This is a genomic window from Streptomyces sp. NPDC033221 (assembly GCF_055577005.1).
The window spans coordinates 223,048-247,892 of the sequence record NZ_JBVIQN010000003.1 but is presented as its reverse complement, the minus strand read 5'-3'; the positions used below and the strand labels follow the sequence as shown (position 1 = coordinate 247,892).

General features: G+C 71.4%; 21 protein-coding genes and 2 tRNA genes. 11 read left to right on the top strand and 12 right to left on the bottom strand.

Annotation, left to right across the window (positions count from 1 at the left end):
* Window positions 1-188 precede the first annotated feature (188 nt).
* Window positions 189-1,262, top strand: coding sequence for a glycoside hydrolase family 6 protein (locus ACZ53K_RS05120; protein WP_468832155.1), 1,074 nt, complete (start codon window positions 189-191; stop codon window positions 1,260-1,262).
* A 66-nt stretch (window positions 1,263-1,328) separates the two neighbouring features.
* Here ACZ53K_RS05120 and glxA read toward each other — a convergent pair whose 3' ends face one another.
* The 4 genes from glxA to ACZ53K_RS05100 form a co-directional block, all read right to left on the bottom strand.
* Window positions 1,329-3,302, bottom strand: coding sequence for a radical copper oxidase GlxA (glxA, locus tag ACZ53K_RS05115; protein ID WP_468832153.1), 1,974 nt, complete (start codon window positions 3,300-3,302; stop codon window positions 1,329-1,331).
* Complete coding sequence (locus ACZ53K_RS05110; RefSeq protein WP_468832152.1) at window positions 3,299-5,263, bottom strand: glycosyltransferase family 2 protein; 1,965 nt, start codon at window positions 5,261-5,263, stop codon at window positions 3,299-3,301. The genes glxA and ACZ53K_RS05110 overlap by 4 nt, the downstream gene beginning before the upstream one ends.
* Window positions 5,264-5,614: 351 nt before the next feature.
* Window positions 5,615-6,295: a FadR/GntR family transcriptional regulator gene (locus tag ACZ53K_RS05105; RefSeq protein ID WP_468832150.1), complete on the bottom strand. Its 681-nt coding sequence runs from the start codon at window positions 6,293-6,295 to the stop codon at window positions 5,615-5,617.
* A 137-nt stretch (window positions 6,296-6,432) separates the two neighbouring features.
* Window positions 6,433-6,506: transfer RNA gene (locus ACZ53K_RS05100), tRNA-Lys, on the bottom strand.
* Between the two features lie 331 nt (window positions 6,507-6,837).
* Here ACZ53K_RS05100 and ACZ53K_RS05095 point away from each other — a divergent pair.
* From ACZ53K_RS05095 to ACZ53K_RS05070, 6 genes are all read left to right on the top strand, one after another.
* Window positions 6,838-8,214 (top strand): peptidoglycan-binding protein, encoded by a 1,377-nt coding sequence (locus ACZ53K_RS05095; RefSeq protein ID WP_468832149.1) that lies wholly within the window; start codon window positions 6,838-6,840, stop codon window positions 8,212-8,214.
* A 338-nt stretch (window positions 8,215-8,552) separates the two neighbouring features.
* The gene (locus ACZ53K_RS05090; RefSeq protein WP_468832148.1) at window positions 8,553-9,998 is read left to right on the top strand and encodes an SPFH domain-containing protein; all 1,446 of its coding nucleotides are present in this window, start codon (window positions 8,553-8,555) and stop codon (window positions 9,996-9,998) included.
* Window positions 9,999-10,022: 24 nt separating this feature from the next.
* Window positions 10,023-10,991: a C40 family peptidase gene (locus ACZ53K_RS05085; RefSeq protein WP_468832146.1), complete on the top strand. Its 969-nt coding sequence runs from the start codon at window positions 10,023-10,025 to the stop codon at window positions 10,989-10,991.
* Between the two features lie 63 nt (window positions 10,992-11,054).
* Complete coding sequence (locus ACZ53K_RS05080) at window positions 11,055-12,251, top strand: hypothetical protein (RefSeq protein ID WP_468832145.1); 1,197 nt, start codon at window positions 11,055-11,057, stop codon at window positions 12,249-12,251.
* 168 nt (window positions 12,252-12,419) lie between these two features.
* Window positions 12,420-13,013, top strand: coding sequence for a lytic polysaccharide monooxygenase auxiliary activity family 9 protein (locus ACZ53K_RS05075; RefSeq protein WP_468832144.1), 594 nt, complete (start codon window positions 12,420-12,422; stop codon window positions 13,011-13,013).
* Window positions 13,014-13,258: 245 nt separating this feature from the next.
* The gene (locus tag ACZ53K_RS05070; RefSeq protein WP_468832143.1) at window positions 13,259-13,846 is read left to right on the top strand and encodes a lytic polysaccharide monooxygenase auxiliary activity family 9 protein; all 588 of its coding nucleotides are present in this window, start codon (window positions 13,259-13,261) and stop codon (window positions 13,844-13,846) included.
* A gap of 97 nt (window positions 13,847-13,943) precedes the next feature.
* Here the strand turns inward: ACZ53K_RS05070 and ACZ53K_RS05065 are convergent.
* The 6 genes from ACZ53K_RS05065 to ehuB all read right to left on the bottom strand — a co-directional run bounded on the left by ACZ53K_RS05065 (window position 13,944) and on the right by ehuB (window position 18,300).
* Window positions 13,944-14,017, bottom strand: a tRNA-Lys gene (locus tag ACZ53K_RS05065).
* 88 nt (window positions 14,018-14,105) lie between these two features.
* A complete protein-coding gene (locus ACZ53K_RS05060) occupies window positions 14,106-14,864 on the bottom strand; it encodes an IclR family transcriptional regulator (protein WP_468832142.1) in 759 nt (252 codons plus the stop codon).
* 314 nt (window positions 14,865-15,178) lie between these two features.
* Entirely contained in the window at window positions 15,179-16,003 is an 825-nt protein-coding gene (gene ehuA / locus ACZ53K_RS05055) for an ectoine/hydroxyectoine ABC transporter ATP-binding protein EhuA (RefSeq protein ID WP_468832141.1), read from the bottom strand.
* Window positions 15,993-16,646, bottom strand: a complete 654-nt coding sequence (gene ehuD / locus ACZ53K_RS05050; protein WP_468832139.1) for an ectoine/hydroxyectoine ABC transporter permease subunit EhuD — start codon at window positions 16,644-16,646, stop codon at window positions 15,993-15,995. The genes ehuA and ehuD overlap by 11 nt, the downstream gene beginning before the upstream one ends.
* The gene (gene ehuC, locus ACZ53K_RS05045; RefSeq protein WP_468832138.1) at window positions 16,643-17,374 is read right to left on the bottom strand and encodes an ectoine/hydroxyectoine ABC transporter permease subunit EhuC; all 732 of its coding nucleotides are present in this window, start codon (window positions 17,372-17,374) and stop codon (window positions 16,643-16,645) included. Before ehuC ends, ehuD begins: the two co-directional genes overlap by 4 nt.
* Window positions 17,371-18,300 carry an ectoine/hydroxyectoine ABC transporter substrate-binding protein EhuB gene (gene ehuB / locus ACZ53K_RS05040; RefSeq protein ID WP_468832137.1) on the bottom strand — a complete coding sequence of 310 codons (930 nt, stop codon included), beginning with the start codon at window positions 18,298-18,300 and terminating at the stop codon, window positions 17,371-17,373. The genes ehuC and ehuB overlap by 4 nt, the downstream gene beginning before the upstream one ends.
* Window positions 18,301-18,570: 270 nt before the next feature.
* Here ehuB and ACZ53K_RS05035 point away from each other — a divergent pair, with 270 nt between their 5' ends.
* Window positions 18,571-19,071 carry a DUF3830 family protein gene (locus ACZ53K_RS05035; RefSeq protein ID WP_468832135.1) on the top strand — a complete coding sequence of 167 codons (501 nt, stop codon included), beginning with the start codon at window positions 18,571-18,573 and terminating at the stop codon, window positions 19,069-19,071.
* Here ACZ53K_RS05035 and ACZ53K_RS05030 read toward each other — a convergent pair.
* A complete protein-coding gene (locus ACZ53K_RS05030) occupies window positions 19,052-20,476 on the bottom strand; it encodes an amidase (protein WP_468832134.1) in 1,425 nt (474 codons plus the stop codon). The two genes, ACZ53K_RS05035 and ACZ53K_RS05030, sit on opposite strands and share 20 nt — an antisense overlap.
* A 44-nt stretch (window positions 20,477-20,520) precedes the next feature.
* Entirely contained in the window at window positions 20,521-21,486 is a 966-nt protein-coding gene (locus ACZ53K_RS05025; protein ID WP_468832132.1) for a D-2-hydroxyacid dehydrogenase, read from the bottom strand.
* Between the two features lie 209 nt (window positions 21,487-21,695).
* Between ACZ53K_RS05025 and ACZ53K_RS05020 the strand changes: the two genes are divergently transcribed.
* The 3 genes from ACZ53K_RS05020 to ACZ53K_RS05010 all read left to right on the top strand — a co-directional run bounded on the left by ACZ53K_RS05020 (window position 21,696) and on the right by ACZ53K_RS05010 (window position 24,796).
* Window positions 21,696-22,625 (top strand): maleate cis-trans isomerase family protein, encoded by a 930-nt coding sequence (locus ACZ53K_RS05020; protein ID WP_468832131.1) that lies wholly within the window; start codon window positions 21,696-21,698, stop codon window positions 22,623-22,625.
* 138 nt (window positions 22,626-22,763) lie between these two features.
* Window positions 22,764-23,504, top strand: coding sequence for a maleate cis-trans isomerase family protein (locus ACZ53K_RS05015; protein WP_468832130.1), 741 nt, complete (start codon window positions 22,764-22,766; stop codon window positions 23,502-23,504).
* Window positions 23,505-23,722: 218 nt separating this feature from the next.
* On the top strand, window positions 23,723-24,796 hold the full coding sequence (locus ACZ53K_RS05010) for an LLM class flavin-dependent oxidoreductase (RefSeq protein WP_468832351.1): 1,074 nt from the start codon (window positions 23,723-23,725) through the stop codon (window positions 24,794-24,796).
* Window positions 24,797-24,845: the final 49 nt, after the last annotated feature.

The window sequence follows — 24,845 nt, the reverse complement described above, 5'->3', positions numbered from 1 at the left end:
CCTGCGTTCACTGTAGGACTGCTGCGCTGTGCCGCCTAGGGGATGTGCGGCAGTTGGACCGGCCCAACCGGTCGGTTCCGGCCGGGCGGCGCGGGCGTAACAGGTTGTCCACAGGCCGGCCTGCGGCTGAGGGGCATGTGCCAGGATGGATTCGACCGGTCTTGTCCCGTGCTCCGAGGGGGGAGTGGATGTACGGCAGTGTTCGGGGATCCGGGGGCGGTCCCCCGGGCGGGCGCCGCGCCGCGCGCCGGCGCGGATGGTGGGGCGCGGCATCGGCGTTGGGGGCGCTGCTGCTGGTGTCGGGGTGTTTCTCGTCGTCCGACGGCGGTGACGGCGAGGGCGACGGGAAGCCCGGGGCCAAGCCCGGGCAACAGCCCAAGTCCACGGTGCCCTACTGGGTCAACCCGGAAGGCAAGGCGGCGCGGCAGGCCGCCGCGTACGCCAAGGACGACAAGTCCGACGACGCCCGGCAGATCGACAAGATTGCCGAGCAGCCGGTGGCCGAATGGATCGGCGTCGAGGATCCGCAGGGGGAGGCCCGCGGCTTCACGGAAGCGGCGGCCAAGTCCGGCCGCGAGGCGCTGCTGGTCCTGTACAACATCCCGCACCGCGACTGCGGCAGCTATTCCAAGGGCGGCGCCGCGGACGGCAACGCGTACCGCGCGTGGCTGGACGGCGTGCTCAAGGGCATAGGCGACCGCCCCACGACGGTCGTGCTGGAGCCGGACGCGCTGCCGCACATCGAGGACAAGTGCACCCCCGGGCAGTTCCACGAGGAGCGTTACGCCCTGCTGACGGAGGCCGTCGGCAAGCTCAAGGCGCTGCCGCACACCAAGGTCTACCTGGACGCGGGCAACCCGCACTGGATCAAGGACCCGGGCCGCATGGTGGAGCCCCTCAAGCGGGCCGGCATCGACAAGGCCGACGGGTTCGCGCTCAACATATCCAACTTCCAGACCACCGAGGAGAACAAGAAGTACGGCCAGCGGCTGTCCTCGATGGTCGGCGGCAAGCACTTCGTCATCGACACCAGCCGCAACGGCAACGGCCCGGCCCCCGGCGGCGACGACCCGGAGAACTGGTGCAACCCGCGCGGCCGCGCCCTCGGCGCGGCACCGACGGTCCGGACCGGCGACCCGCTCGTGGACGCCTACCTGTGGATCAAGCGGCCCGGCGAGTCCGACGGCACGTGCAAGGGCGGGCCCAAGGCGGGCGAGTGGTGGCCGGACTACGCCCTGGAGCTGGCCCGCAATACGAAGTAGCCGCGAGGGAACGACGGTGCGGGGCGCCCCGGGAGATCCGTGGCACCCCGCACCCTCGTCGGCGGCTCAGTTCAGGCCCAGGCCGGCCAGCTCGGCCTGGGACGCCGTCGGCACCTTCACCCAGACCGCCTTGGACGGCGTGCCCTGGTCGTCCACCGCGTTGAGCATGTACCAGCCGGGCGGCACCAGTGTCGGGTCCTTCGGCAGCGTGACGGTCACCCCGTCCTTGGTCGCCTTGAAGTCCAGGGCGATCGACCGCTGTTCGATGTTGGTGACGTGGGTGAACGAACCCGGCCGCATCAGCCGCATCTTCTTGATGGACGACGCGTGTTTGGTCCCGTACGTGGCCGTACCGCCCAGCTTCACCGTCTTCGGCCCGGGGTCGGTCAGCTCCGGCCGCGAGTCCCGGTACCGGTACGGCGGCGTCCAGATGTCGATCTGCTGCTGGAAGACACCGGGCTTGGTGTTGTCCTTGTCGGCGAAGAGCGAGTCGGACCCGAACGTCATCACCCGGCCGTCCGGCAGCAGCAGCGCGCCGGAGTGGTAGTTGCGCCCCACCAGCGGATCGGCCACCGCCCGCGAGGTGTTGCCCTTCGGGTCGTACAGCTCGGCGCTGAGGATGTTGCTGTCGCTGCGCCCCCGGTAGTCACCGGAGCCGTTGGTGGTGAGCACCGTGTCGTCGGGCAGGATCACGCTGCTCGGGTAGCGGGCCTTCGCGTACAGCGGCGGGCCGTCCTTGAACCGTGGCTGGGCGGCGTGCAGGTCCACCAGCCGGGTCTTGTCGGTGGCCTTGGGGTCCTCGCCGACCCCGCCGCCGCCCAGCACCATGTACCGCTGGTCCTGCGCGGGCGGCAGCAGTACGGACATCGACGTCTCCAGCACGTCCGGGTCGCTCATCCCGGGGATGACCTGGAACTTGTTGGTCTTCAGGTCCCAGATGCCGGGCTTGCGCCCGATGTTGTCGGGACCGTACCCGGCGTTGGAGCCGGTGTAGAGCAGTCGGCCTTTCTCGGTGAGGAAGAGGGCGGGGTAGGTCGGGAAGAAGCGCTGCTTGGGGAGGTAGGTCCACTTCTTCGTCTTCGGGTCGTAGATCTCCTGTTTGCCCGGGACGACCTGGCCGATCTCGTCCAGCCCCGAAGTGGACAGCACCTTGCCGTCCTCCAGGGTGGTCAGCGTCGGGTACCAGCGGGCCTCGTTCATCGGGTCGACCGGGATGTACCGCTCGGCCACCGGGTCGAACTCGAACGAGTCCTTGATGCCCTGGAAGTCCTTCTTGTCGAAGGACAGCTTCTGCGCGATGCCGTAGAAGTTGCGGGCGTCGGCGCCGGTCAGGCCGTGGATGCGGTAGTTGTCCTGGGCGCCGGTCGAGTGTTCGCGGCCCTCCTTGAGCGCCTCCACGTAGACCCGGGCCTCGCTGTGGGTGACCGTGACCTTGCCGGTCCCGGGGTCCGCCTTCTTCTTGGCGCGGGGGACCACGACCGGGTCCTTGGACGCGAACGTCTTGCCGTTCTGCTTGCCGGTGAACAGCGTCCCGGCCGGGAACGTCTTCGGCGCGTCCGGGTTCTCGTTGTAGACGATCATGAGGCCGCCGGCCTTCTTCACGTCGCCGCCGAGTTTCTCGTAGCGCTGGGTGCCGCCGGCCACCAGCAGCTTGCCGTCCGGCAGCTGGGTGTGGCCGGCGCAGAAGAGGTCCTTCGGGGTGGGGATGTTCTTGAAGGTGTTCTTCGCCGGGTCCCACAGGACCGTACGGAACGACTTGGCCGCGAAGTTCTTGGCGTTGTTGCCGGACCCGGCGACCAGCAGCACTTTGCCGGTGTGCAGCAGTGCGGCGTGAATCGTGTTGATCTTGTACTCGGGCGGTACGTCGACCACGTCCCAGTGGCCGTTCGCCGCCTTGTACTCGGGCTTGTTGATCTTGTACTGGTGGTACTGCTCCGAGGCGAAGTTGAACAGGGCGGGGCCGTTCATCCCGGCCAGCGCCAGCACCACCGCCGCGCCTATCGCGACTCTGCGGGTGCGCCGGCTCGGACGGTACTTCATGTGTGACGTCCCCCAAGGGCGATCTGCGCGGTCCGGTCGTCGGCGGTGCGGTGGCCCGGCTCAGCGGGGTTTTCGCGTCCGGTGGGCGCCGCCCAGCTGGGCTGGCGCTGCGGATGCGGCGCCTGCTGCGGCCCGTCGCCGCCGGACGCCGGTGTGTCCCCGCGCGCCTTCCCGCGCTTGTCCCGGCGGATGCCCCAGCGCCAGGCGAAGATCGGCGCCGCGGTGATCAGCAGGGCCAGCACGGCCCAGGTGATCATCGCCGGGTGGCTGTGCCCGAAGCAGAACGAGGCGCCCAGCGATCCCCCGAAGACCAGGATGAAGAACAGGTGCACCCGAAACGTGCCGAACAGGGTGTCCGGGCTGGAGGAGTCGCCCTTCGGCGTCACCACGAACTTGCTCTTGCGGCGCAGCGCCGCGTCGAACAGCGAGCGGGCGTAGATCGGCGCGGACAGCGCGGACATCACCATGCCGGCCACCCCGCCGGAGCCCTCCGGCTCGTGCGGCGAGACGTTGTGCCGGCGGTTCCACACGTACAGCCCGATCTGGAGCGCCGAGGCGTTGCCGTACAGCATCATCCACACCGACGGGTCGATCTGCACGCCCGAGGCACCCAGGCCCAGGAACAGCGCGCAACTGAGGGCCGCCAGAATCCAGTTCATGGCGGACATCGGATAGAAGATGACCATCATCGTGTAGTTGAAGAACTTGCCCGGCGGCAGCGTGAAGGGCGCCTTCCAGAACTGCTTGAGGATGGTCTCGTACGTCCCGCGCGACCAGCGCAGCTGCTGGGTGAAGAAGTCCGTCCAGGCGGTGGGGCCCTCGCCGACCGCGAGCACGTCCGGGGTGTAGACCGAGCGCCATTTCCTGCCGGTGTCCGGGTTGCGGTGCCGGTGCATCTCGAACCCGGTGGCCATGTCCTCGGTGATCGAGTCGTACAGGCCGCCGATCTGCTGGAGGGCCTTGATGCGTACGGCGTTGGAGGTGCCGACGAACATGGGCGCGCCGTAGCGGTTGCCGGCCCGCTGGATCAGCGCGTGGAAGAGGAACTGCTGCGACTCCGCCGCCTTGGTGACGAACGTGTCGTAGTTGCCGTACACCTGCGGCCCGATGACGAAGCCGACGTTCGGGTCGCGGAAGAAACCGAGCATCCGCTCCAGGTAGTTGGGCAGCGGTACGTGGTCGGTGTCGACGGAGGCGAAGTAGTCGTAAGCGTCACCGTGTGCCTGGAGCCAGGCGTTGTAGTTGCCGTGCTTCGTCTTGGCGCGGTGCGGGCCCTTCTTCTGATTCCACTGCGGGATGCCCTTGCGGGTGAAGTGGTGGACGCCCAGGCGCTCGCAGACCGCTTTGACGTCCGGGTCGTCGCCCTCGTCGAGGAGCCAGACGTGCAGCAGACCGCGGTGGCGGATCTTGACGGCCGCCTCCAGCGTCTTGGTCACCATCTCCAGCGGCTCCTTGCCGGGCACGAAGGAGGTGAGGAAGGCGACGCGGGTGCCCTGTTCGGGGACGACCGGGATGGGGTCGCGGGCCACCAGGGTGGCGTGCGCGTTGGACAGCACGTTCATGCACCGGAAGAACTCGATCAGTCCGATCGAGACCAGCATGACGATGTCCAGCACCGGCAGGAAGTCGTAGGCGGGGTAGTCGCGTTCGGTCCAGTGGGCCGGCTGCATCAGCCAGGCGAGCAGGCCGAGCGAGAGCAGGGGAGCGGCGCCGAGGAGTAGCGCCGCGCGTATTCGGTGCGGTTCGTCCGCCAGCAGACTGCGGTACCGCACCTTGTACGGCTTGTCGGGGTCCGGCTGGGTGAGCGGCCCGGCGAGGCGGCTGTAGTGCTCGTAGTCGTAGCGCGGCAGTGGCTTGCGCTGCGGCCGGCGCTGCCAGTGCTGGCGCGGCACGCGCAGGCGTGTCGTCGCGGACGGGTCGTACTGGTGCTCCTGCCGGGCGCCGGTAGGCGGCGACGTCATGAGTCCATCCCCCCGGCACGCTTCTGGCTGCGTGCCCGTCTTCTCCTGGTCCGAGTCTTCGGTCCCCCTCGACCGACCCGGGCGCAAATGGTGTCGGCCGCCTACGTCGTAGACGTGTGACGGCCGCCTTCCGGTTGCATGATGTCCGCTCCGACTCGCGTCCCGTGCAGCGGGGTCCCCACTCCCACATTCACCGCAACCGGTGTGTCACCCAACATGAGCGTGCACAGGCTCAGTTGGGCTCCAGTATCCCGTCAGGGTCCCGAACCTCATATCTTGATCGCAAGGGCGAAACGAGGAGTTTACCGGACATGCGAGTGCATTGATGGACGGGTCAGGTCGGAGGGGGCATTATTTCGGTCCCGAACTGCTCAGCCGCTGACGGATGTTGTCGAAATGGCTACGTACGGCCTGCTCGGCCCGCTGTGCGTCGCCGTCGCGCACCGCCGCGAGAATTTCCGCGTGCTGGCGGTGGGTGATCCGCGGATCGGCCCCCAGTCCGGCCAGGTCCGTCCGTACGCGGTGGAACGCCTCCCAGAACGCGTCCAGCACCTCGCTCAGCAGACGGTTGTCCAGCCCCCGGTAGAGCGCGGCGTGAAAGGCCCGGTCGGTGTCGGCCCGCACCGCGCCCCCGGCGGCCTCCGCCGCCATCCGTTCCACCAGCTCGTCCAGCTCCGCGAGCGCCGCGGGCGGCACCTGCCCCGCCAGCCGCGCGATCAGTCCGGTCTCCACCGCTTCCCGCAGCTCCAGCAGCTGGAGCAGGCTGTCCTCGCCCCGGTAGTGGCCGGCCACCGTGCGGAAGGCCAGCCCCTCGGTCATCGGGGCCATCGACATCGGCCCGACGTAGGTGCCGAAGCCGTGCCGGATCTCCACGATGCCCATCGCCTGCAACGCCTTGAGTGCCTCGCGGACGGAGTTCCGGCTGACCCCGAGCAGCTCCATCAGGTCCGTCTCGGTGGGCAGCGGCGCCCCGGGGGCCAGCCGCCGGTCGATGATGAGCTTCTTGATCCGCTCCTGGTTGTCGCGCGCCATTGTGCGACTGTGCACCCCGATCACCGTTTTGACCAGCGATTCACCGGCCCGGCGCCGAAGGGGAAGCGGCGGGCGGCCCGGAAGGCGGCGGAAAAGCACCGAGGCCCCTCGCAGCTGCGAGAGGCCTCGGTGTGACGTGCGCCGCCAGGGACTCGAACCCCGGACCCGCTGATTAAGAGTCAGCTGCTCTAACCAACTGAGCTAGCGGCGCGCGCTGACGTGGAAAACTTTACACGAACTCCGGGGGTGCTCCCGACCACCTGCCCGGCCGCCCGGGCCCGCCGAATGTGTGACCTGCGTCACCCGCTTTTGCGTCCGTCCGGGGAGTGTTGGCGCCGTGCCGGATGGCGAGGTCCGGCGGGGCGAAAGTCCCGTGATCTCGGGACCTTCGTCGAGCCGATTGACCGATTTGGTCTGTGAGTATGCTTTCGTAATGGATGATCATCAGTTGCCCCGTCAACATGCGATATCTCCTGCCAGTTGAGAAGCTGTCGCACGTGCGAAGGCGAACGGAAGCGGATCGAGCCTGGAGGGGAACGGGAATGGCAGTGCCGGGATTCGTGGAATTCGACCCCGCGGGCGGCTGCCCCTGCGGCGGCTGCGCCCAGGAGCGGCGAGCCCTCCAGCACGCGCTCGCGATCCGGGACGGCGGCCACCCCGCCGTGCACGGAGCCCGCCGCGCGCTGGTCCTCATGGCGACCGCCGGAACGGTCCTGAGCAGCGGCGTTTCCGGATCCGGGGCAGCCGCGGCCCTCGGCGCCGGAACGGGCGCGCAGACCGGCGGCGAGCGGGCCCTGCTCACCACCGCCGTGGCCCATGGCCCCGGCCGCCCCCAAAACGCCCGGCCGGGCGCCCCGGCCCTCTCCCTGACCTCCCGGGCGACCCCGCAAGGCCAGGTCAGCGGGCTGTACGGGGGAACGGGCAGCGGGCGCGGCCGCGCCGTGGCCACCTCCGCGCCCCGGCCCCTCACCCGCGACGAGATCATCGCGCGGGCCCGGCGCTGGGTCAGCGCCCAGGTCCCGTACAACATGCATCGCCACTGGTCGGACGGATACCGCCAGGACTGCTCCGGATTCATCTCGATGGCCTGGAACCTCGGCCGCAACCAGTGGACCGGAAGCCTGGCCCAATACGGCACCCGTATAACGAAGAGCGAACTGCGGCCCGGCGACATGCTGCTCTTCCACAACCCGGGAAATCCGGGCGCCGGGTCCCACGCCACCATTTTCGGCGGCTGGGCCGATTCCTCCCGTACGCGGTACATCGCCTATGAACAGACCCGGCCGCACGCGGTGAAACGGTCGACGCCGTACGCCTATTGGAGCAATTCCACGCGCTACGTCGCCTATCGCTATCGCGGCCTGGCCGACGGCGGCGACACCGGCGGCGACCCGGGCAGCGGCACCTCGGCCTTTCCCGGCGCGCGGAAATTCGGGCCGGGCGCGGACAACGCGTACGTCACCCGGCTGGGCCGGATGCTGGTGGAACGCGGCGGCGGCCGGTTCTACACCTCCGGACCCGGGCCGCGCTGGAGCGAGGCGGACCGCCGGGCCACCGAGGCGTTCCAGCGGGCCCAGGGCTGGAGCGGCGCCGAGGCGGACGGCATCCCCGGCCCGACGACCTGGTCGTACCTGGTCAACGGCGTGGGCCGGGACATCGGCAGCACCGGCGGCAGCGACGCGGGGGCGTTCCCCGGCCGCGGCTGGTTCCGGCCGGGCCAGTCGAACGGATATGTCACCAGCCTCGGGAAGCAACTGGTGAGCAAGGGGTTCGGCAAGTACTACACCTCCGGCCCGGGACCCCGGTGGACGGAGGCGGACCGCCGCAACGTCGAGGCGTTCCAGCGGGCCCAGGGCTGGACCGGCCGGGACGCCGACGGCTACCCCGGCCCCGAGACATGGCGGCGACTCTTCCGATGACGGAGCGCACGATGGCGACGAAGACCGAGACAGCGGACACGGGGAACGGGGCGAACGGCCCGGACACGGAGCCCGGCGAGGCTGCCGGGGCGGGGGCCGGGGCGGAGGCGGAGGCTGCGGTCGGGGCGGTGGCCACTGCTGATGCGGGCTCAGGACGGGTCAGCGGGAAGTGCTCTGACCGGGGCTCAGTACCCGGCTCCGGCCCGGCTCCGGAAAGTGGTGCGACGGCTGCGGCCGGTCCCGGGCCGACCCCCGACACCCCGGAGGGACCCGTACCCTCCGGCCCTCCCCTCTGGTCCGCACGGCTGCGGCCCGCCGGTCACGGCGACAGCATCCCCATGGATATGCTCTTCCGCGCCGAACCGGACACCGGAACCGGAACGGGCCCCGGAACCGGCCTCGGCACCGGCCCGGCCGAACCGCCGGAGGACGCCCGCACGCCCGAGCTGGACTTCACCAAGGGCCCGCGCCGCCCGAACGGCAGCATCCCGCCCCGCGACCCGCACGGTACGCAGGACCCGGACGAACCACCCGGCACGGCCTGCCGGGCAGACGCGTCCGGTGCCGCGGCCGCCGAGGCGGAAACCGCCGAACAGCCGCGGGTCCCGGTCCCGCCGACGGCCACGGAACCCGTCCGCATCACCCCCGCCGACGCCGCCGTGGCCGGTATCGCCGCCGCGACCGACCTGCTGGACACCGCGGAACGCGCCGTACTCGACGGCGCCCTCGGAGTGGTCGACGCGGGCAGCCGGTCCCGTACGGACGGCGGGCCCGGAGCCCGCGGCGGCCGGTACGCGGGCTCCGGCACCACCGGCGACGGCCGGCCCTCCTGGTTCCGCGAACTCCTCGGACCGACCGTGCGCCGGGCCCCCGAGGAAGACGCCGAACTGTCCGAGCGGCGCGGCTTCTCCCTGTCCGGCTGGCTGGCCCTGTTCGCCGGCCTGCTGGCCATCGCCTGCTCCGTGGCGTTCCTGTGGTGGCGGGGGATGCTGCCCGCCGCGGTCGTTCGGGCCCTGGGCCTGGAGATCGCCATCCGGCCCGCGCCGCACCTGTGGGAGTGGGCCCTGGCCGGTCTCGGCGGCGCGGCGGCGGTGTACGCCTTCGGCGGGCTGGCCCGCGGGCGGGTCGGCAGTGCCTGGGTGCTCAGCCTCTTCGGGAGCTACCGCGGCAGTGTGCGCCGTACCGGCCTGGTGTGGATCAGCCCTTTCGTGCTGCGCCGCCGGGTCGACGTACGGCTGCGGCACTGGCGCAGCGAGGCGATGCCGGCGGTCGACGCGGAGGGCGTCCAGCTGCGCGTCGTGGTGCTCGTCGTATGGCGGGTCAGGGATACCGCGCGGGCCCTGCTCACCGTCCGCGACCACACCGCCTACCTGCGGGAACAGGTGGAGTCGGCGATGGCGCGGGTCCTTTCGCAGCTCCCGGCGGACGCGTTCCACGAGGAGGCGCCGACCCTGCGCGACGCGCAGGCGGTCGGCGAGGCCCTCACCCGGGAACTGGCCGCGGACTGCCGCCCGGTCGGCATCGAGGTCTTCTCCGTCCAGCCGACCCGGATCGAGTACGCGCCGGAGGTGGCCGCGGCCATGCAGCGCCGGCAGATCGCGGCGATCGACGCCAAGCACCGCGACAGCGTCCTGACCTCGGTCGTGGACGCGGTCGACGACACCGTCCACCGGCTGACCAGCAGAGGGCTGGTGGAGCTGGATGACTACGAACGCAAGGCCCTGGTCAAGGACCTGACCGTGGCCTTCTATACGGCGCGCGGCAGCGCCGCCGCCAAGAGCTGACACAGCGGAGAGGCAGGCAGTGGGATGGGGACACCGGTGTTCTTCGAGGTCGTCGGGGCCGACTGCGGGTGCGCCTTCTGCAGCGGGGCCGCGGTCGAGTCCGCGGCGCGCAACGGCGGCAGCCGGGCGCGGTGCACGGTGCGGGGCGCGGTCGCGGCGGCGGTGGGCGCGGTGACGCTCGTGGGCGCGGCGGCGGGTTCGGCGGGCGCCGAACCGGCGCCCCGCCACGCGGGCTGGGACGGTGCGAAGTACTGGTACCGGGACGCCACCGGCTGGTGGCGGTGGACCAGCCACTACGAGAAGTACGCGCGTCACGCGGGCGGTTCGGGGAGCGGCAGGTCAGACAGGGCGCCGGCCGCGTCCTCCGCCGCCGGTGCGGGCGTGCGCGGCCACAACCCCAGCCCCACGTTCCGGGGCCGGTCCGGCTGGGACGCCGTCGACCGGGTGTACTGGTACCGGGAGAACGGCGGCTGGCGGTGGACCAGCCACCGGGAGCGTTACGAGGCCCGTATCAGCAGGCCAGGGGACGACGGGCCCACCGGCACCGGCTCGGGCTCGGAGCCCGGCTCGGGCTCCGGTTCCGGTTCGCTGAGCGGCGGGAGCGAGAGCGGCAAGGGCACCCCCATCCGGTACGGCACCGAGGCCGCGATCCGGTGGGCGATGGCCCAGCTCGGCAAGCCCTACGCGTGGGGCGGCAACGGCCCGTACTCCTTCGACTGCTCCGGTTTGGTCCAGCAGGCGTACCAGCGCGCGGGCATCTCACTGCCGCGGGTCGCCGACGCCCAGTACCGCGCCTCGGAGCCGATCACACGGTCCCAGCTGCGCCGCGGCGACCTGGTCTTCTGGTCGTCCAACGGCTCCTCGTCCGGCGTCCACCACGTGGCGATCTACCTCGGCGGCGGCCAGTACCTGGAGGCGCCGCGGGCCGGCCGGTCGGTCCGGATCTCGTCCTTCGCCTCCTACCGCCCCACCTTGTACGGGCGGGTCGGCTGACCCCGCGGCCGGCCGCCCCGCCGTCCGCCGCGCAGGCCCGTTCCCGAAGAAAGGTCCACCGCCATGGCGCCGAACGCGCCCACCACCCTCACGGCCCCGCCCGGCAACCCGTCCACGGGCTCCGACCCCGTCATACCGGGCCCGGCCCTGCCCGGCCCCGCCATACCCGGGCGAGCCACCGCGACCCCCGCCCCCACCCCGTCCGTACGAGCCCCCGACCTGGGGACGCACGGCTTCCTGCCCGAACGGCCGCCCGTACGGACCATGGCCGGTACCTGGGCGCGGCTGGGCGAACTGGCCGTCGCGGCCGCCGTCGCGCCCGACCTGGACACCGCCCGCTGCCTGGTCTCCCGGGCAGGACGGGACGGCGAACTGGCGGCGCTGCGGCAGCGCGTCTCACGCCTGTCGCCGCGCCACGCCGAGGCCGCCTCCCTGCGGGTGGCGGTGCTCGCGACGGCCTGCGGCTGGAGCGGCCTGGACCCGCTCGCCCCCGCCTCCCGGCGCACCGCCGACGCGGCCTTCCTCGACCTGTGGTCGGCCGTCGCGCACCGCGTCGACCACCAGCAGTTCGTGGCGCTGCCCACGCTGGCCCTGCTGAACTGGGCCCCCGAACGCAAGCCGCGCCGCCACCTGCCCATCGACCAGCTCGCCCGTACGGAGACGCTGGTCCCCATCGTGCGCTGGTCGCCGCCGGGGCAGCCGCTCGGCCGGCTGGACCGGCTGATGCTGGCCACCACCCGGCTGGAGGCGCACGGGAGCTGGTTGTTCCGGCTGGCCGGGACGCTCGCGGAGCGCGGCCCCGGGGACGTGTCCACCGGTACGGCGTTGCGCCGCCTGACCCGGATCCAGCACGCACTGCGCGCTCAGCTGCGGAGCGAGGCGGCGGAGCTGCAAGCGGCTCCGGCCTCCGCGCGGGAGGGCGCGGTGCTCGCCGCGCTCGCGGCGCAGGGGGCGCTGGAGCCGCCGGTGTTCCTGGCGGCCGACGCGGTGCTCGGCACGGGCGGGCGCCGGGCGGGGGAGTGCGGCCGGCATCAGCTGCGCCGTCATCTGCCGCCCGCGCACCGCGCCTGGCTGACCGCGATGGACCGGCACTGCGCGCCCGTACGCACTCTTGCGTACCGGGGTGGTCCGGATGCCGCCGCCTACCGGGAGGCGCGGGAGGCGCTGATCGCGCTGCGGCGTACGTACGCGGGGCTGGTGCACTGTGCCGCGCATCCGGGAGCGCTTCCGGCCGGGGGTTCGCTGACCGCCGTGGCGTGATCAGGGAGGGGGCTGTTGGGGCGGCTGTACGGAAGCGGTAACCGGCCGTCCGGTTGTTATTGGTCTGGACATGTCCATGCAGCGTCACTACGCTCTGCTTTGGTCTAGACCGCACAGTGCGCAAGTCAGCAGCTCATGGAACACCCCCCTCGTTCTACAGGAGCACCCATGCGTAAGAAGCTCAGCGCTGCCGTGGTCGGTCTCGGCATCGCCGGAGTCTCCCTGTTCGCCACGGGCAGCGCTTCCAGCCACGGCTACAGCGATGCACCCCCCAGCCGCCAGGCGCTCTGCGCCAAGGGCACCGTCAAGAACTGCGGCGCGATCCAGTACGAGCCGCAGAGCGTCGAAGGCCCCAAGGGCTTCCCGGCGGCCGGCCCCGCCGACGGCAAGATATGTTCCGGCGGCAACAGCGGGTTCAAGGAGCTGGACGACCCGCGCGGCGGCAAGTGGCCCGCCACCGCTCTCAAGGGCGGCCAGGGCTACACCTTCCAGTGGCGCCTGACGGCCCGGCACGCCACCACGGACTTCCGGTACTACATCACCAAGGACGGCTACGACCCGAGCAAGCCGCTCACCCGCGCGGACCTCGAACCCGAGCCGTTCGTGACGGTGCCGATGGGCGGGCGGCAGCCGGCCGCGACCGTGCAGCACCAGGGCACGGTGCCCACCCAGAAGTCCGGCCACCACATCATCCTCGGCGTCTGGAACATCGCCGACACCGGCAACGCGTTCTACGCCTGCTCCGACGTCAACCTGTCGTAACCGCCGCCGGAGCGTCGACGGGCCTCCCTGTCCTTCCTCCGGGGAGGCCCCCTCCGCCCGTACGGCACGCACCCCTCCGCCCGTACGGCCCCCTCCGTCCGCACGAACCCGCTCCCCGCAGCCGCTCGCATCACCGGCCCGCATCCCCTAGGCAGCACCGACCGGCGGGAATATTCTGCTGGTTGGTCTGGACCGCAGTGCACTCGGCTCGCAGGAACCACCCCCTCATGTTCCGGGAGCGACACATGCGCAAAAGGATCGGTACGGCCGTCATCGGCCTGGGCATCATCGGCGCATCCGTCCTGTCGACGAGCGGTGCGGGCAGCCACGGCTACAGCGACGCCCCCATCAGCAGACAGAAACTGTGCGCCAACGGCACGGTGAAGAACTGCGGCGCGATCCAGTGGGAGCCGCAGAGCGTCGAGGGCCCCAAGGGGTTCCCGAACGGCGGACCCGCCGACGGGAAGATCTGCTCCGGCGGCAACGGCCGCTTCAAGGAGCTGGACGACCCGCGCGCCGGCCAGTGGCCCGCGACCAAGGTGAGCGCGGGCTCGTACACCTTCCGCTGGCGGTTCACCGCCCCGCACCGCACCACGGACTTCCGCTACTACATCACCAAGAACGGCTGGGACCCCAGTCGCCCCCTGACCAGGGCGGACCTGGAACTCACCCCGTTCCTGACGGTCCCCTACAACGGGCAGCAGCCGCCGACCACGTACTCCCACCCGGGCACGCTGCCCGGCGGCAAGACCGGCAAGCACCTGATCGTCGGCGTCTGGACGATCGCCGACACCGGTAACGCCTTCTACGCCTGCTCGGACGTGCAGTACTGAGCGGCGCGGGCGGCCGGCCGTGCGGTGGCCACCGCGACCGGTACGGAAAACACGAGTGGGCCTCTCGAAGCTGTGCTTCGAGAGGCCCACTCTCAGGTGCGCCGCCAGGGACTCGAACCCCGGACCCGCTGATTAAGAGTCAGCTGCTCTAACCAACTGAGCTAGCGGCGCGCGCTGACAAAAGAAATACTACCTGGTCCGCGGGGGTGCTTCCGACCATCGCACCGGCCGCCGCCTCCGCAGGCCGCTGACCCCTGGATCAGAGGGTCAGCGACAGCAGCACCGGGGCCGCCCGCCGGTTCAGCGCGTCGGCGGCCTGCCGCAGCCGGTGGGCGTGCTCCAGCGGCAGCGACAGGGCCAGGCAGCCGACCGTGGCGCCCGCCGTGATCGGTACGGCCGCGCAGACCGTGCCGACGGCGTACTCCTGGAGGTCGAGCATCGGGACCGTCGGCGGCTGGCTGTCCAGCTTGTGGAAGAGCACCTTCTCGTTGGTGATCGTCCGGGAGGTGAGGCGGGCGGTCTTGTGGCGGGAGAGGTGGTCCATCCGGCCGTCGTGGTCCAGCTGCGCCAGCAGGCACTTGCCGACCGCGCTGGCATGTGCCGTACGGCGGAATTCCGCCCACTCGTTGACCTTGGGGGCGCGCGGGCCGTCGGCGTAGTGCAGGATCTTGACCTCGCCGTCGATGTAGCGGCTGATGTAGACCGCCGCGCCCACCGAGTCGCGCAGCTCGACGAGGGTGCGCTGGAGCTTGTCGCGCAGCGCCTCCTCGTGGCCGCCGCCCGAGCCGAGCAGGACGAGCGATTCGCCGACGACGTACGCACCGTCGGCGACCTGCGCGACATAGCCCTCGCGGCGCAGCATCGCCAGCATGTGGGCGAGGTGCCCGGCCGGCAGGCCGGTCTCGCGGGCGATCTGGATGTCCGACACGCCGTCGGCGTGCCGGGCGATGGTTTCGAGCACGCGGAGGGCGTACTGCACCGAGTGGAACGGCGCGGTCGGCTCGGGCTTCAGCGCCACGGTGTCCCCCTAGCAGGTTGTGACCGTTTGCGTCGCTGCCGTCGCCGGCGGTCACGGCCGTCGAGCAGTACCGGCCGTTCCCGGGCAGCGGGGCTCGTACCACGATAGCGGTCAAAGCCGCTCACTGGAGGGGGTCTTGACCGAAAAGGGGACCCGGTCACGCAGCTGTGCTGGGGCGTGGTCCGAAGGCATATGCCGATGTCATTCCGGGGGCGTCCGGAGGGCCGGTCCGCCACCCGGCGGGCGCCCGGAGCACGGCCTCGGCCATGCCCGGACGCCACGCCGCGACGGGCGGCGCCGCAGCGGACCGGGCCTCAGAGGACCGCGCTCAGGAACTCCCGCGTCCGGGTGTTCTCCGGCTCGCTGAAGATCTTCTCCGGCGACCCGAACTCGATCACCCGTCCCTGGTCGAACATCATCACGCAGTCGGAGATGTCCCGCGCGAAGTTCATCTCGTGGGTCACGCAGAGCATGGTGATGTCGGTGGTGTGCGCGATGTCGCGCAGCACGTCCAGCACGCCGGCCACCAGCTCCGGGTCGAGCGCGCTGGTCACCTCGTCCAGCAGCAGCACCTGCGGCCGCATGGCCAGGGCCCGCGCGATGGCGACCCGCTGCTGCTGGCCGCCGGAGAGCTGGGACGGGTACTTGTCGATGTGCTGGGTCAGGCCCACCAGGTCCAGCAGCCCGCGGGCCCGTTCCTCCGCGGCATCCTTGCCCAGGCCCAGCACGTGCACCGGCGCCTCGGTGATGTTGCGCAGCACCTTCATGTTGGGGAAGAGGTTGAACTGCTGGAAGACCATCCCGATGTTCTTGCGCACCTCCCGGCAGTGCTTCTCGCTCGCCGGCACGAGCTTGCCGTTCTTCTCCTCGTGGGTCAGATACGCGTCACCGACCTTTATCTTTCCCTCCTCCGGCTTCAGCAGCGTCATCAGCAGCCGCAGGATCGTCGTCTTGCCGGATCCGGAGGGGCCGATCAGCGTCACGTGCTTGCCGGAGTAGACCGTCATGTCCAGCGAGTCCAGGACGGTGTGCGCGCCGAAGCGCTTGGTGACCCGGTCGAAGCGGACCAGCTCGGGGCCGTCCTCCTCGGTCCCGACCGTGGGCTGCGCGGGCTGTATGGGGTTGCTGTCAGCGGACAAGGCGACGCTCCAGGACTCGCAGGAGAAGGGAGGTGGGGTACGAGATCACGACGAACAGGACGCCGACGACCGTGATCGGCTCCATGTAGTCGAAGGTGGTCGCGCTGATGCTGTTCGCCTGGAAGAGCAGCTCCGCGACGGTGATCGCGGCCAGCATCGGCGTGTCCTTGAACATCGCGATGACGTAGTTGCCGAGCGCCGGGACCACCCGGCGGAACGCCTGCGGCAGGATCACCGCGGTCCAGGTGCGCCGGCGCGGCAGGCTCAGCGCCGTCGCCGCCTCCCACTGGCCTTCCGGAACGCCGTCGATGCCCGCCCGGTAGACCTCGGCGGTGTACGTCGAGTAGTGCAGACCCAGGCCGATGACGCCGGTGGTCAGCGGGTCGAAGGTCAGCCCCCAGCCCGGCAGTACGAAGAAGAGGAAGAACAGCTGCACCAGCAGCGGGGTGTTGCGGACGAACTCGACGAAGATGCTGACCGGCCACGTCACCCAGCGGCTGGGGTAGCGCAGCAGCAGCGCCCACACCAGGCCCAGGGCGAACGCCACCAGCGAACCGAGCAGGGTCGCCTGGACGGTGACCAGCAGCCCCTGGAGAAGGTCGGGCAGGATGTCGCCGACGTACTCCCACGACCAGTTGTTCACGGCTTGCCTCCGGGGGTGGCGATCACCTGCGGGCCCTGCTTCCCGACCGGCAGCCGCCGCGAGAACCAGCTCGACTTCTCCGGCGCACGGCCGATCGACGCCTTGGCCCGGCGCTCCAGGAGGCGCATGATCCGGGTCACCACGAACGCGATCACGAAGTAGAGGACCAGGATGATCCCGTAGACCTGGGCGCTCTGGCCGGTGGAGAGCCGGGCCAGCTTGGCCTGGAAGGTCAGCTCCCCGATCGACAGCAGCGAGGCCAGCGCGGTGCCCTTGAGCAGCTCGATCAGCAGGTTGTTGAACGGCGGCAGCATCTCCGGCACGGCCTGCGGCAGGATGACCTTGCGCATCCGCTGCCACGGCGTGAAGCTCAGCGCGATCGCCGCCTCACGCTGGGCGGGCGCCACCGCCTGGATGGAGCCGCGGACGATCTCGGAGCCGTACGCCCCGTAGGACAGGCCGAGCGCCAGGGTGCCCGCCCAGAGCCCGGCCAGCTGCCAGCCCAGCAGCGGCAGTGCGAAGAACAGCCAGAACATCAGGACCAGCGCCGAAGTGCCGCGGAAGAACTCCACGTAGACGCCGGACAGGAAGCGGACGGTCCACAGCCGCGACATCCGGGCCAGGCCGATGCCGAAGGCGACGACGGCGGCCAGCACGGCGCTGTAGACCATCAGCTGGACGGTGATCCACACCCCTTTGAAGAACAGTTCCCACAAGGCTCCGGTCACCGGGCACAGAGCTCCTTCGCCGTGAGGTCGGTCATGAACTCCTCGGTGAATCCGAAGGGCCGGGCGATGCGCAGGAGTTCGCCGCTCTTCTTCATCCGGTGCAGCTCGCCGTTGAAGGCGTCCCGCAGCTTCGTCTCGCCGATCCGGAAGCCGTAACCGCCGCCGTCCCGCTGGGGTTTGCCGTCCACCTCCGGTGTGAAGGGGTGGGTCATCTCCACCTTGGGGTGTTTGCCGGTCTTCAGCGCCTCCATCATGGTCAGCGCGGTGCCGGCGAAGCAGTCGATGCGGTCGGCCTCCAGGGCCTCCATGCCGGCGATCTGGTCGCCGTACGTCTGGATCCTCCCCTTGGCGACGCCGTTGCCGACCGCGTAATCGATCTCCGCGTAGCCGATGCCGGTGCCCATCCGGAGGCCGCCTTCGGCCACGTCCTCGTACGACTTGATCTTCTTCGGGTTGCCCTTGGGCACGAGGAAGCCGTCCTTCGACTCGTAGTCCGGGTCGGAGAAGAGCACGGCCTGGCAGCGGGCCTTGTTGATGAACATGCCGGCCACGATCACGTCGTACTGGAAGGAGTGCAGGCCCGGTACGAGTGCGCCGAACTCGACCGGTACCGGCTCGAAGTTCCGCACCCCCAGCCGCTGGAAGATTGTCTTGGCGACGGCGGGTGCCTCGCCGGTCAGCTCGCCCTGGCTGTTGATCGACGCGTACGGCGGCTCGCTGGCGATGCCCATCCGTACGACTTTCCTGCTGCGAAGATCATCGAGTAGGTGTCCCCCGTCCGTAGCCCCGGTGATGTCCACACGCGAGCACCCTGCGGTCGCCCCCAGTGCCCCCGTCAAACCCAGCGCCGCCGCTCCTGCGAGCAGTGAGCGGCGGCGGAACCCTGATGCGGTGTTTCCTGAGCTGTTCCCCTGTGGTGGAGCCATGGGCGCGCGGCTACCCGAACTCGTTGAAGATATGCCAATCGTTTCCGGCCCTTGATGTAAGCGGTGCGGGGCCGTGGCGCATGTCGGTCATGCGTGCACACGACACCCGTTCGGGGGCGGCAATTCCGCTTTTCCTGTGGCTTGTTGACGTCGGTCGTCAACCGCCGCACGCAGTGGCGGGAGCGCCGGGTACCGCGTCCGGGGTTCCCGTGTGCATCGGGCCGCCCGCTGGTCCACCATGGAGCCGCAAAGCACCGTAAGGAGGCACAAGTGGTCGACCGTTTCATCGAAGTCTCCCTCGACAAGCGGGGCGTGAGCTGCACGGCCAAGCTGCTCGACGACCGCGCGCCGGTCACCTGCAAGGCCGTCTGGGACGCCCTGCCGCTCGGCGGCGACGTCTACCACGCCAAATACGCCCGCAACGAGATCTACGCACTCGTCCCGCCGTTCGCCCCGGAGGAGCCCCCTCTGGAGAACCCGACCATCACGCCCATCCCCGGCGACCTGTGCTACTTCACCTTCACCGGCACCCAGTTGGGCACCGCCTCGTACGGCTACGAGAGCCAGGCCCGGCACCAGGGCCGGGCCACCGTCGTCGACCTCGCGCTGTTCTACGAGCGCAACAACCTGCTGATCAACGGTGACGCGGGCTGGGTGCCGGGCATCGTGTGGGGCGCGGTGGTGGACGGCCTGGACCGGATGGCCGACGCCTGCCAGGACCTGTGGCGCGCCGGCGCCCTGGGGGAGACCCTCAACTTCCGCCGGGTGTAGCCGGGGCGGGCAGGTCCGCGGCCCCCGACGTGTAGAGGGCGTGCGCGGCGCGCAGGACCAGCGCGTCCGCGTGCCGCGCGCCCACCAGCTGCACCCCGATCGGCAGCCCGTCCCCGTCCACGCCGCACGGCACGGTCGCGGCGGGCTGCTGCGTCATGTTGAACGGGTACGTGAACGGCGTCCAGCCCGTCCAGCGCGTGTGCCCGGACCCGGCCGGCACCTCGGCCCCCGCCTCGAAGGCGGTGATCGGCTCGGTCGGCGTCACGAGCAGGTCGTACGTGGTGTGGAAGCGGCCCATCGCCAGCCCCATCGCCATCCGTACGTCCATCGCCGCCAGATAGTCCAGCGCGCTGCGCCGCGCGCCCTCCGCGCAGATCTCCCGCAGGCCCGGGTCGAGCAACTCCCGCTGCGCGTGACTCAGATGCTGCACCACGCGCGCCGCGCCGCTGAACCACAGGGTGTGGAACTCCTCCTCCGGGTCCGCGATCCCCGGGTCGGCCTCCTCCACCTGCGCCCCCAGCTCGGCGAGCCGGTCCACCGCGCGCCGCACCGCGGCGGCGACCTCCGGGTGTACCGGCACGTCCCGGCCCAGCGACGGGCTGTACGCCACCCGCAGCCCGGCCACCGGGCCGTCCAGCCCCTCCCGGAACGACCCGGCCGGCGGCGCGAGCTGCGACCAGTCCCGCCAGTCGGCCCCGGTGATCACGTCCATCAGCAGCGCCGCGTCGGCCGCGTCCCGGGTCATCGGCCCGACGTGCGCCAGCGTCCCGAACGGGCTCGCCGGGAACAGCGGCACCCGCCCGTACGTCGGCTTCAGCGCGAAGATCCCGCAGAACGACCCGGGGATGCGCACCGACCCGCCGCCGTCCGTGCCCAGGCTCAGCGGCCCCGCGCCGAGCGCCACGGCCGCCGCGCTGCCGCCGCTGGAGCCGCCCGCCGTACGGGACGGGTCGTACGGATTGCCCGTCACCCCGTGCCGCGGGCTGTCCGTGACGCCCTTCCACCCGAACTCGGGCGTGGTGGTCTTGCCCACGAACACCGCGCCGTGCTCACGCAGCCGCGCCACCGCCGGCGCGTCCGCGTCCCAGCGCGCGCCCTCCTCGCGCACCGTGCGCGAGCCGCGCAGCGTCGGCGCCCCACGGGTCAGCAGCAGGTCCTTGACCGTGGCGGGCACCCCGTCCACCAGCCCGGCGGGCCGCCCGGTCCGCCAGCGCTCCTCGGACTCCTTGGCCGCGGTCAGCGCGTCGTCCGCGTCGATCAGGGTGAAGGCGTTCACCCGTTCCTGCGCCCGTTCGGCCCGCTCCAGCACCGCCTGCACCGCTTCCACCGGCGAGAACTCGCCCGCCGCGTACCCGGCGACCAGCCGCACCGCCGAGCAGTCCGCCAGGTCCGTCACCTCAGCCATCCCGACCTCCATCCACGAGCGCTTGCCACCACGGTCCCGGAAGATCAGGAGCCCGGTACGTAGCCCAGCCGCTTGTCCACCACATTGGTGAGCGGCTCGCCCGCCGCCCACCGGTCGAAGTTGTCCGCGAACTGCTCGGCCAGCGCGTCCCGCCAGCCCAGCGTGTCGCCGCTCATGTGCGGGGAGACGATCAGGTGCGGCACGTCCCACAGGGCACTGTCCGAGGTCAGCGGCTCGTGCTCGAAGACGTCCAGCGCCGCCGCCGCGATCCGCCACTCCCGCAGCGCCGCCACCAGGTCGTCCTCGACGACGAGCGGCCCGCGCGCCACGTTGACGAAGCGGGCCCGCTGCCGCATCCGGCCGAACGCGGCCCGGTCGAACATGCCGCGCGTCTCCTCGGTCAGAGGCGCCGCGCACACCACCCAGTCGGCCGTGCCCAGCAGACCGTGCAGCGCGCTCCCGGCGTGCACCCGGCCGAAGTCGGGATCGTCCGTACGCTCCCGCCGCCCGACCAGATCCACCCTGACACCCAGTGCCAGCAGGGTCCGGCCGATGGCCCGGCCGATCGGTCCCGAGCCCACCACCACGGCGCGGCTGCCCGCCACCCGCAGCGTCTCACGGTGCCGCCACCGCCGCTGCCGCTGGAGCTCCCAACTTCCGTAGAAGTCCTTGGCCATGGCGATCACCAGCCCGGCCACGTACTCGGCGATCGGCTGCTCGAAAACTCCGCGCGCGTTGGTCACCAGGGTCTCGTCCGCCACCAGCTCCGGGCACATCAGCCGGTCCACGCCCGCGCTCGCGGTGTGCACCCAAACGGGGCGCGGGCCGCCGCCCGGCCAGGCGGCCCGGACCGCGTCGGAGGTGAAGTCCCACGCCAACACCACGTCTGCTGAGGGTAGTTGGTCGGCGAAGGTCTCGTCGTCGGCGTACACCAGCCGGGCCCGGCCGGCTAGCCGGTCCAGTCGGGGAGGCGGGTCGGAGCCGAGGACAAGGACGGTGCTTTCGGACATAGGCCAGAAACCGTTCTGAAACGTGAGCCCCCTTGAATGAAAGGAGGCGCCGACAGATGCCTGAGATGCGAGGATTGACCACGCTAAGAAGTCGTAACTACCGTGTCAACAACGGCTCTGTCCCGACGTCCCCGGCTCGTGCCGGTCGCACCACGAACCCCTGGCCAAAGGCCTTGCCCTTACCAGCCCTTCGCTCTTCTGGGGGCATCATGGACGTCTCATTTCTGGGGGGACCGAAGCCTCAGCTCGGTGTGGGTGTCGTCGCTCCTTTCGACTTCGCCCTGGACCGCGAGCTGTGGCGCTGGATCCCCGACGATGTGTCCCTCCACCTCACCCGAACCCCTTTCGTGCCCGTCGAGGTGAGCCTCGACCTGGCCCGCCTCGTCAGTGAACACGAAACCCTGCACGCCGCCGTCCAGGCACTGTGCGCCGTCTCCCCGCAGGTCGTCTCGTACGCCTGCACCTCGGGCAGCTTCGTCGGCGGCGTGGCGGGCGAGCGCGCCATGTGCGCCGCCATGACCCTGGCGGGGGAGCGGCTGCCGGCGCTCACCACCTCCGGCGCGCTCCTCGAAGCGCTGCGCGAGATCGGCGCGTGGCGGATCGCGGTCGTCACCCCCTACACCAAATCCGTCACCGACTCCCTGGAGGAGTACCTGAAGGAGGCCGGCGTCACCGTCACGGGCCGCGCCTACCTGGGCCTGACCCGGCACATCTGGAAAGTGCCGTACCGGGACGTCGTCGACATGGCCCGCCAGGCCGTCGTCGGCGCCGCGGACGCCCTGTTCATCAGCTGTACGAACCTGCCGACGTACGACGTCATCCCGCAGCTGGAGGCCGAATTGCGGATGCCGGTCCTGTCGGCCAACCAGGTCACGATGTGGGCCTCCCTGCGGGCCATCGGAGCCGCGGCGATCGGTCCGTACCAGGCGCTGGTGGACCCCGTCGCCAGACGCGGTCCGGCCTCCATGACCAGTTCCTGGGCCCCGGAGGAAGGGGCCGGGATGCCGAGGCGGAGCGGCTTCTCCGAGGCGGCGTTCGCCGGCTCGGCGGTCCCGTCGTCCGAGGCGGAGCCGGTCGACGGCCTGGACGTGCCGCCCTTTCATCCCCCGGAGGAGCCCGGTCCGGCGGCACCGGTCTGACGCGTACGGGCGGCGCCCCGCCGGCTGCCGTCCCCACCCCGCGTCCACCCGCGCGCCCCGCGCACGTACGCCCGGGGCGGCGCGCGCACCGCAGCACACACCCCCACACGCATCCCCCCACCCAGTCAGGAGACGTGCATGCCATCCACGGTCGGCTTCCTCTACCCCGGCCACTCCGCCGAGGACGACTATCCCCGGCTCGAAGCACTCCTCGGCAACGGCCTGAGCCTGCCGCTCGTCCACACCGACATCGGCGAGGACGCCCACCGCGTCGACGCCCTGCTGGAGATGGGCTCCGCCGCCCGGCTCGCGGCCGGCGTCGCCGACCTGAAGAACCGCGGCGCCGAGGCCGTCGTCTGGGCCTGCACCAGCGCCAGCTTCGTCTTCGGCTGGGAGGGCGCCCACGAGCAGGTGCGCGAGTTGTCGGCTACCGCCGGGCTGCCCGCCTCCAGTACGTCCTTCGCCTTCGCGCACGCCGTACGGGCGCTGGGTGCCGAGCGTGTGGCCATCGCCGCGACCTATCCCGACGACGTCGCCGAGTGCTTCCGTGCCTTCCTGAAATCCGCGGGCACGGAAGTCGTCTCGACGTGCGGCAGCGGCATCATCACCGCCGCCGAGGTCGGCACATGGGGCCTGGAGGAGGTCCTGCTGCTCGCCCGTTCGGGGGACCATCCCGACGCCGAGGTGGTGCTGCTCCCCGATACGGCCCTGCACACCGCCGGGTATGTGCCCGCCATCGAGGAGGAGCTGCGCAAGCCGGTGCTCACCGCCAACCAGGTCACCGCCTGGGAGGGGCTGCGGCTGCTGGACCGTACGGTCGCCTGCCCGGCGCTGGGCACGCTGTTCGCGGGGGCGCCGGTGCCGTCCGCGGCGGGGTGACGGCGGCGGACCCGCCCGCCGGACCGCCCTCCTCGCCCGCCCGGGGAATAACCGGAGAAGTACTCCGGTTGTTCCCCGGGCAGACCAGCGACGCGAGGAGGGCCCGCACCGTGAGCGGCGACCACGACGAGATCCGGGACCACGACGGCAACGGAGCCGAGGCCGGCCACCGGGCCGGCACCGGCAGCCCGGCCGATGACGCCCGCAGCGGCGACGGCATACGGGGCACGGCCCTCGGCACCGCGCCGGTACCCCTGTCCGTACTGGACCTGGTGACCGTGGGCGCCGGGCACACCGCCTCCGAGGCCGTACGGACCGCCGTCGGCATCGCCCGCACGGCCGAGCGCCGCGGCTTCCACCGCTACTGGGTCGCCGAGCACCACTCGATGCCCGGTGTGGCGTCCTCGTCGCCCGCGGTCCTGCTGGCGCACCTCGCCGCGCACACCGAGCGCATCCGGCTCGGCTCCGGCGGCGTCATGCTGCCCAACCACGCGCCGCTGGTGATCGCCGAACAGTTCGGCACGCTCGAAGCGATGGCTCCCGGCCGCGTCGACCTCGGCCTCGGCCGCGCGCCCGGCACCGACGGCGCCACCGCCGCCGCCCTGCGCCGTACGGAGCGACTGCACGAGGGAGCCGACGAATTTCCGCAGCAGCTCGCCGAACTGACCCGCTTCCTGGACGACGACTTCCCCGACGGGCACCCGTACAGCCGCATCCACGCGGTGCCGGGCCCGGTGCAGGCGACGTCACCGGGCGGCGTCCAGTCGGCGCACCGGCCGCCGCTGTGGCTGCTCGGCTCCTCCGGCTTCAGCGCCCAGCTGGCGGGCCGCCTGGGCCTGCCGTTCGCCTTCGCCCACCACTTCTCGGCGGCGAACACCATCCCCGCGCTGGACCTGTACCGCGAGTCCTTCCGCCCCTCCGCGGTCCTCTCCGAGCCGTACGCGCTGATCGGCGTCGCCGCGCTGGCCGCCGAGGACGAGAAGGCGGCCTACCGCCAGGTCCTCACCGGCGCGCTGTCCATGATCCGGCTGCGCACCGGGCGCCCCGGGCTGGTGCCCAGCCCCGAGGAGACGGCGGCGTACGCGTTCAGCGCCATGGAACGGGACTTCGTCGACAGCTGGCTGGCCAACATCATCCACGGCACGCCGGATGCCGTCCGCGCCGGCCTGGACGACCTCGCCAAGCGCACCGGCGCGGACGAGCTGATGATCACGGCCAACGCGCACGGCGGCGACGTCCGGCTGCGTTCGTACGAGCTGATCGCCGACGCGTACGGGCTGCCGACGGTGTGACCGTCGCGCGGACGGCGGCGTGACCCTGGTGCCGCCCGGGGAACGGGCG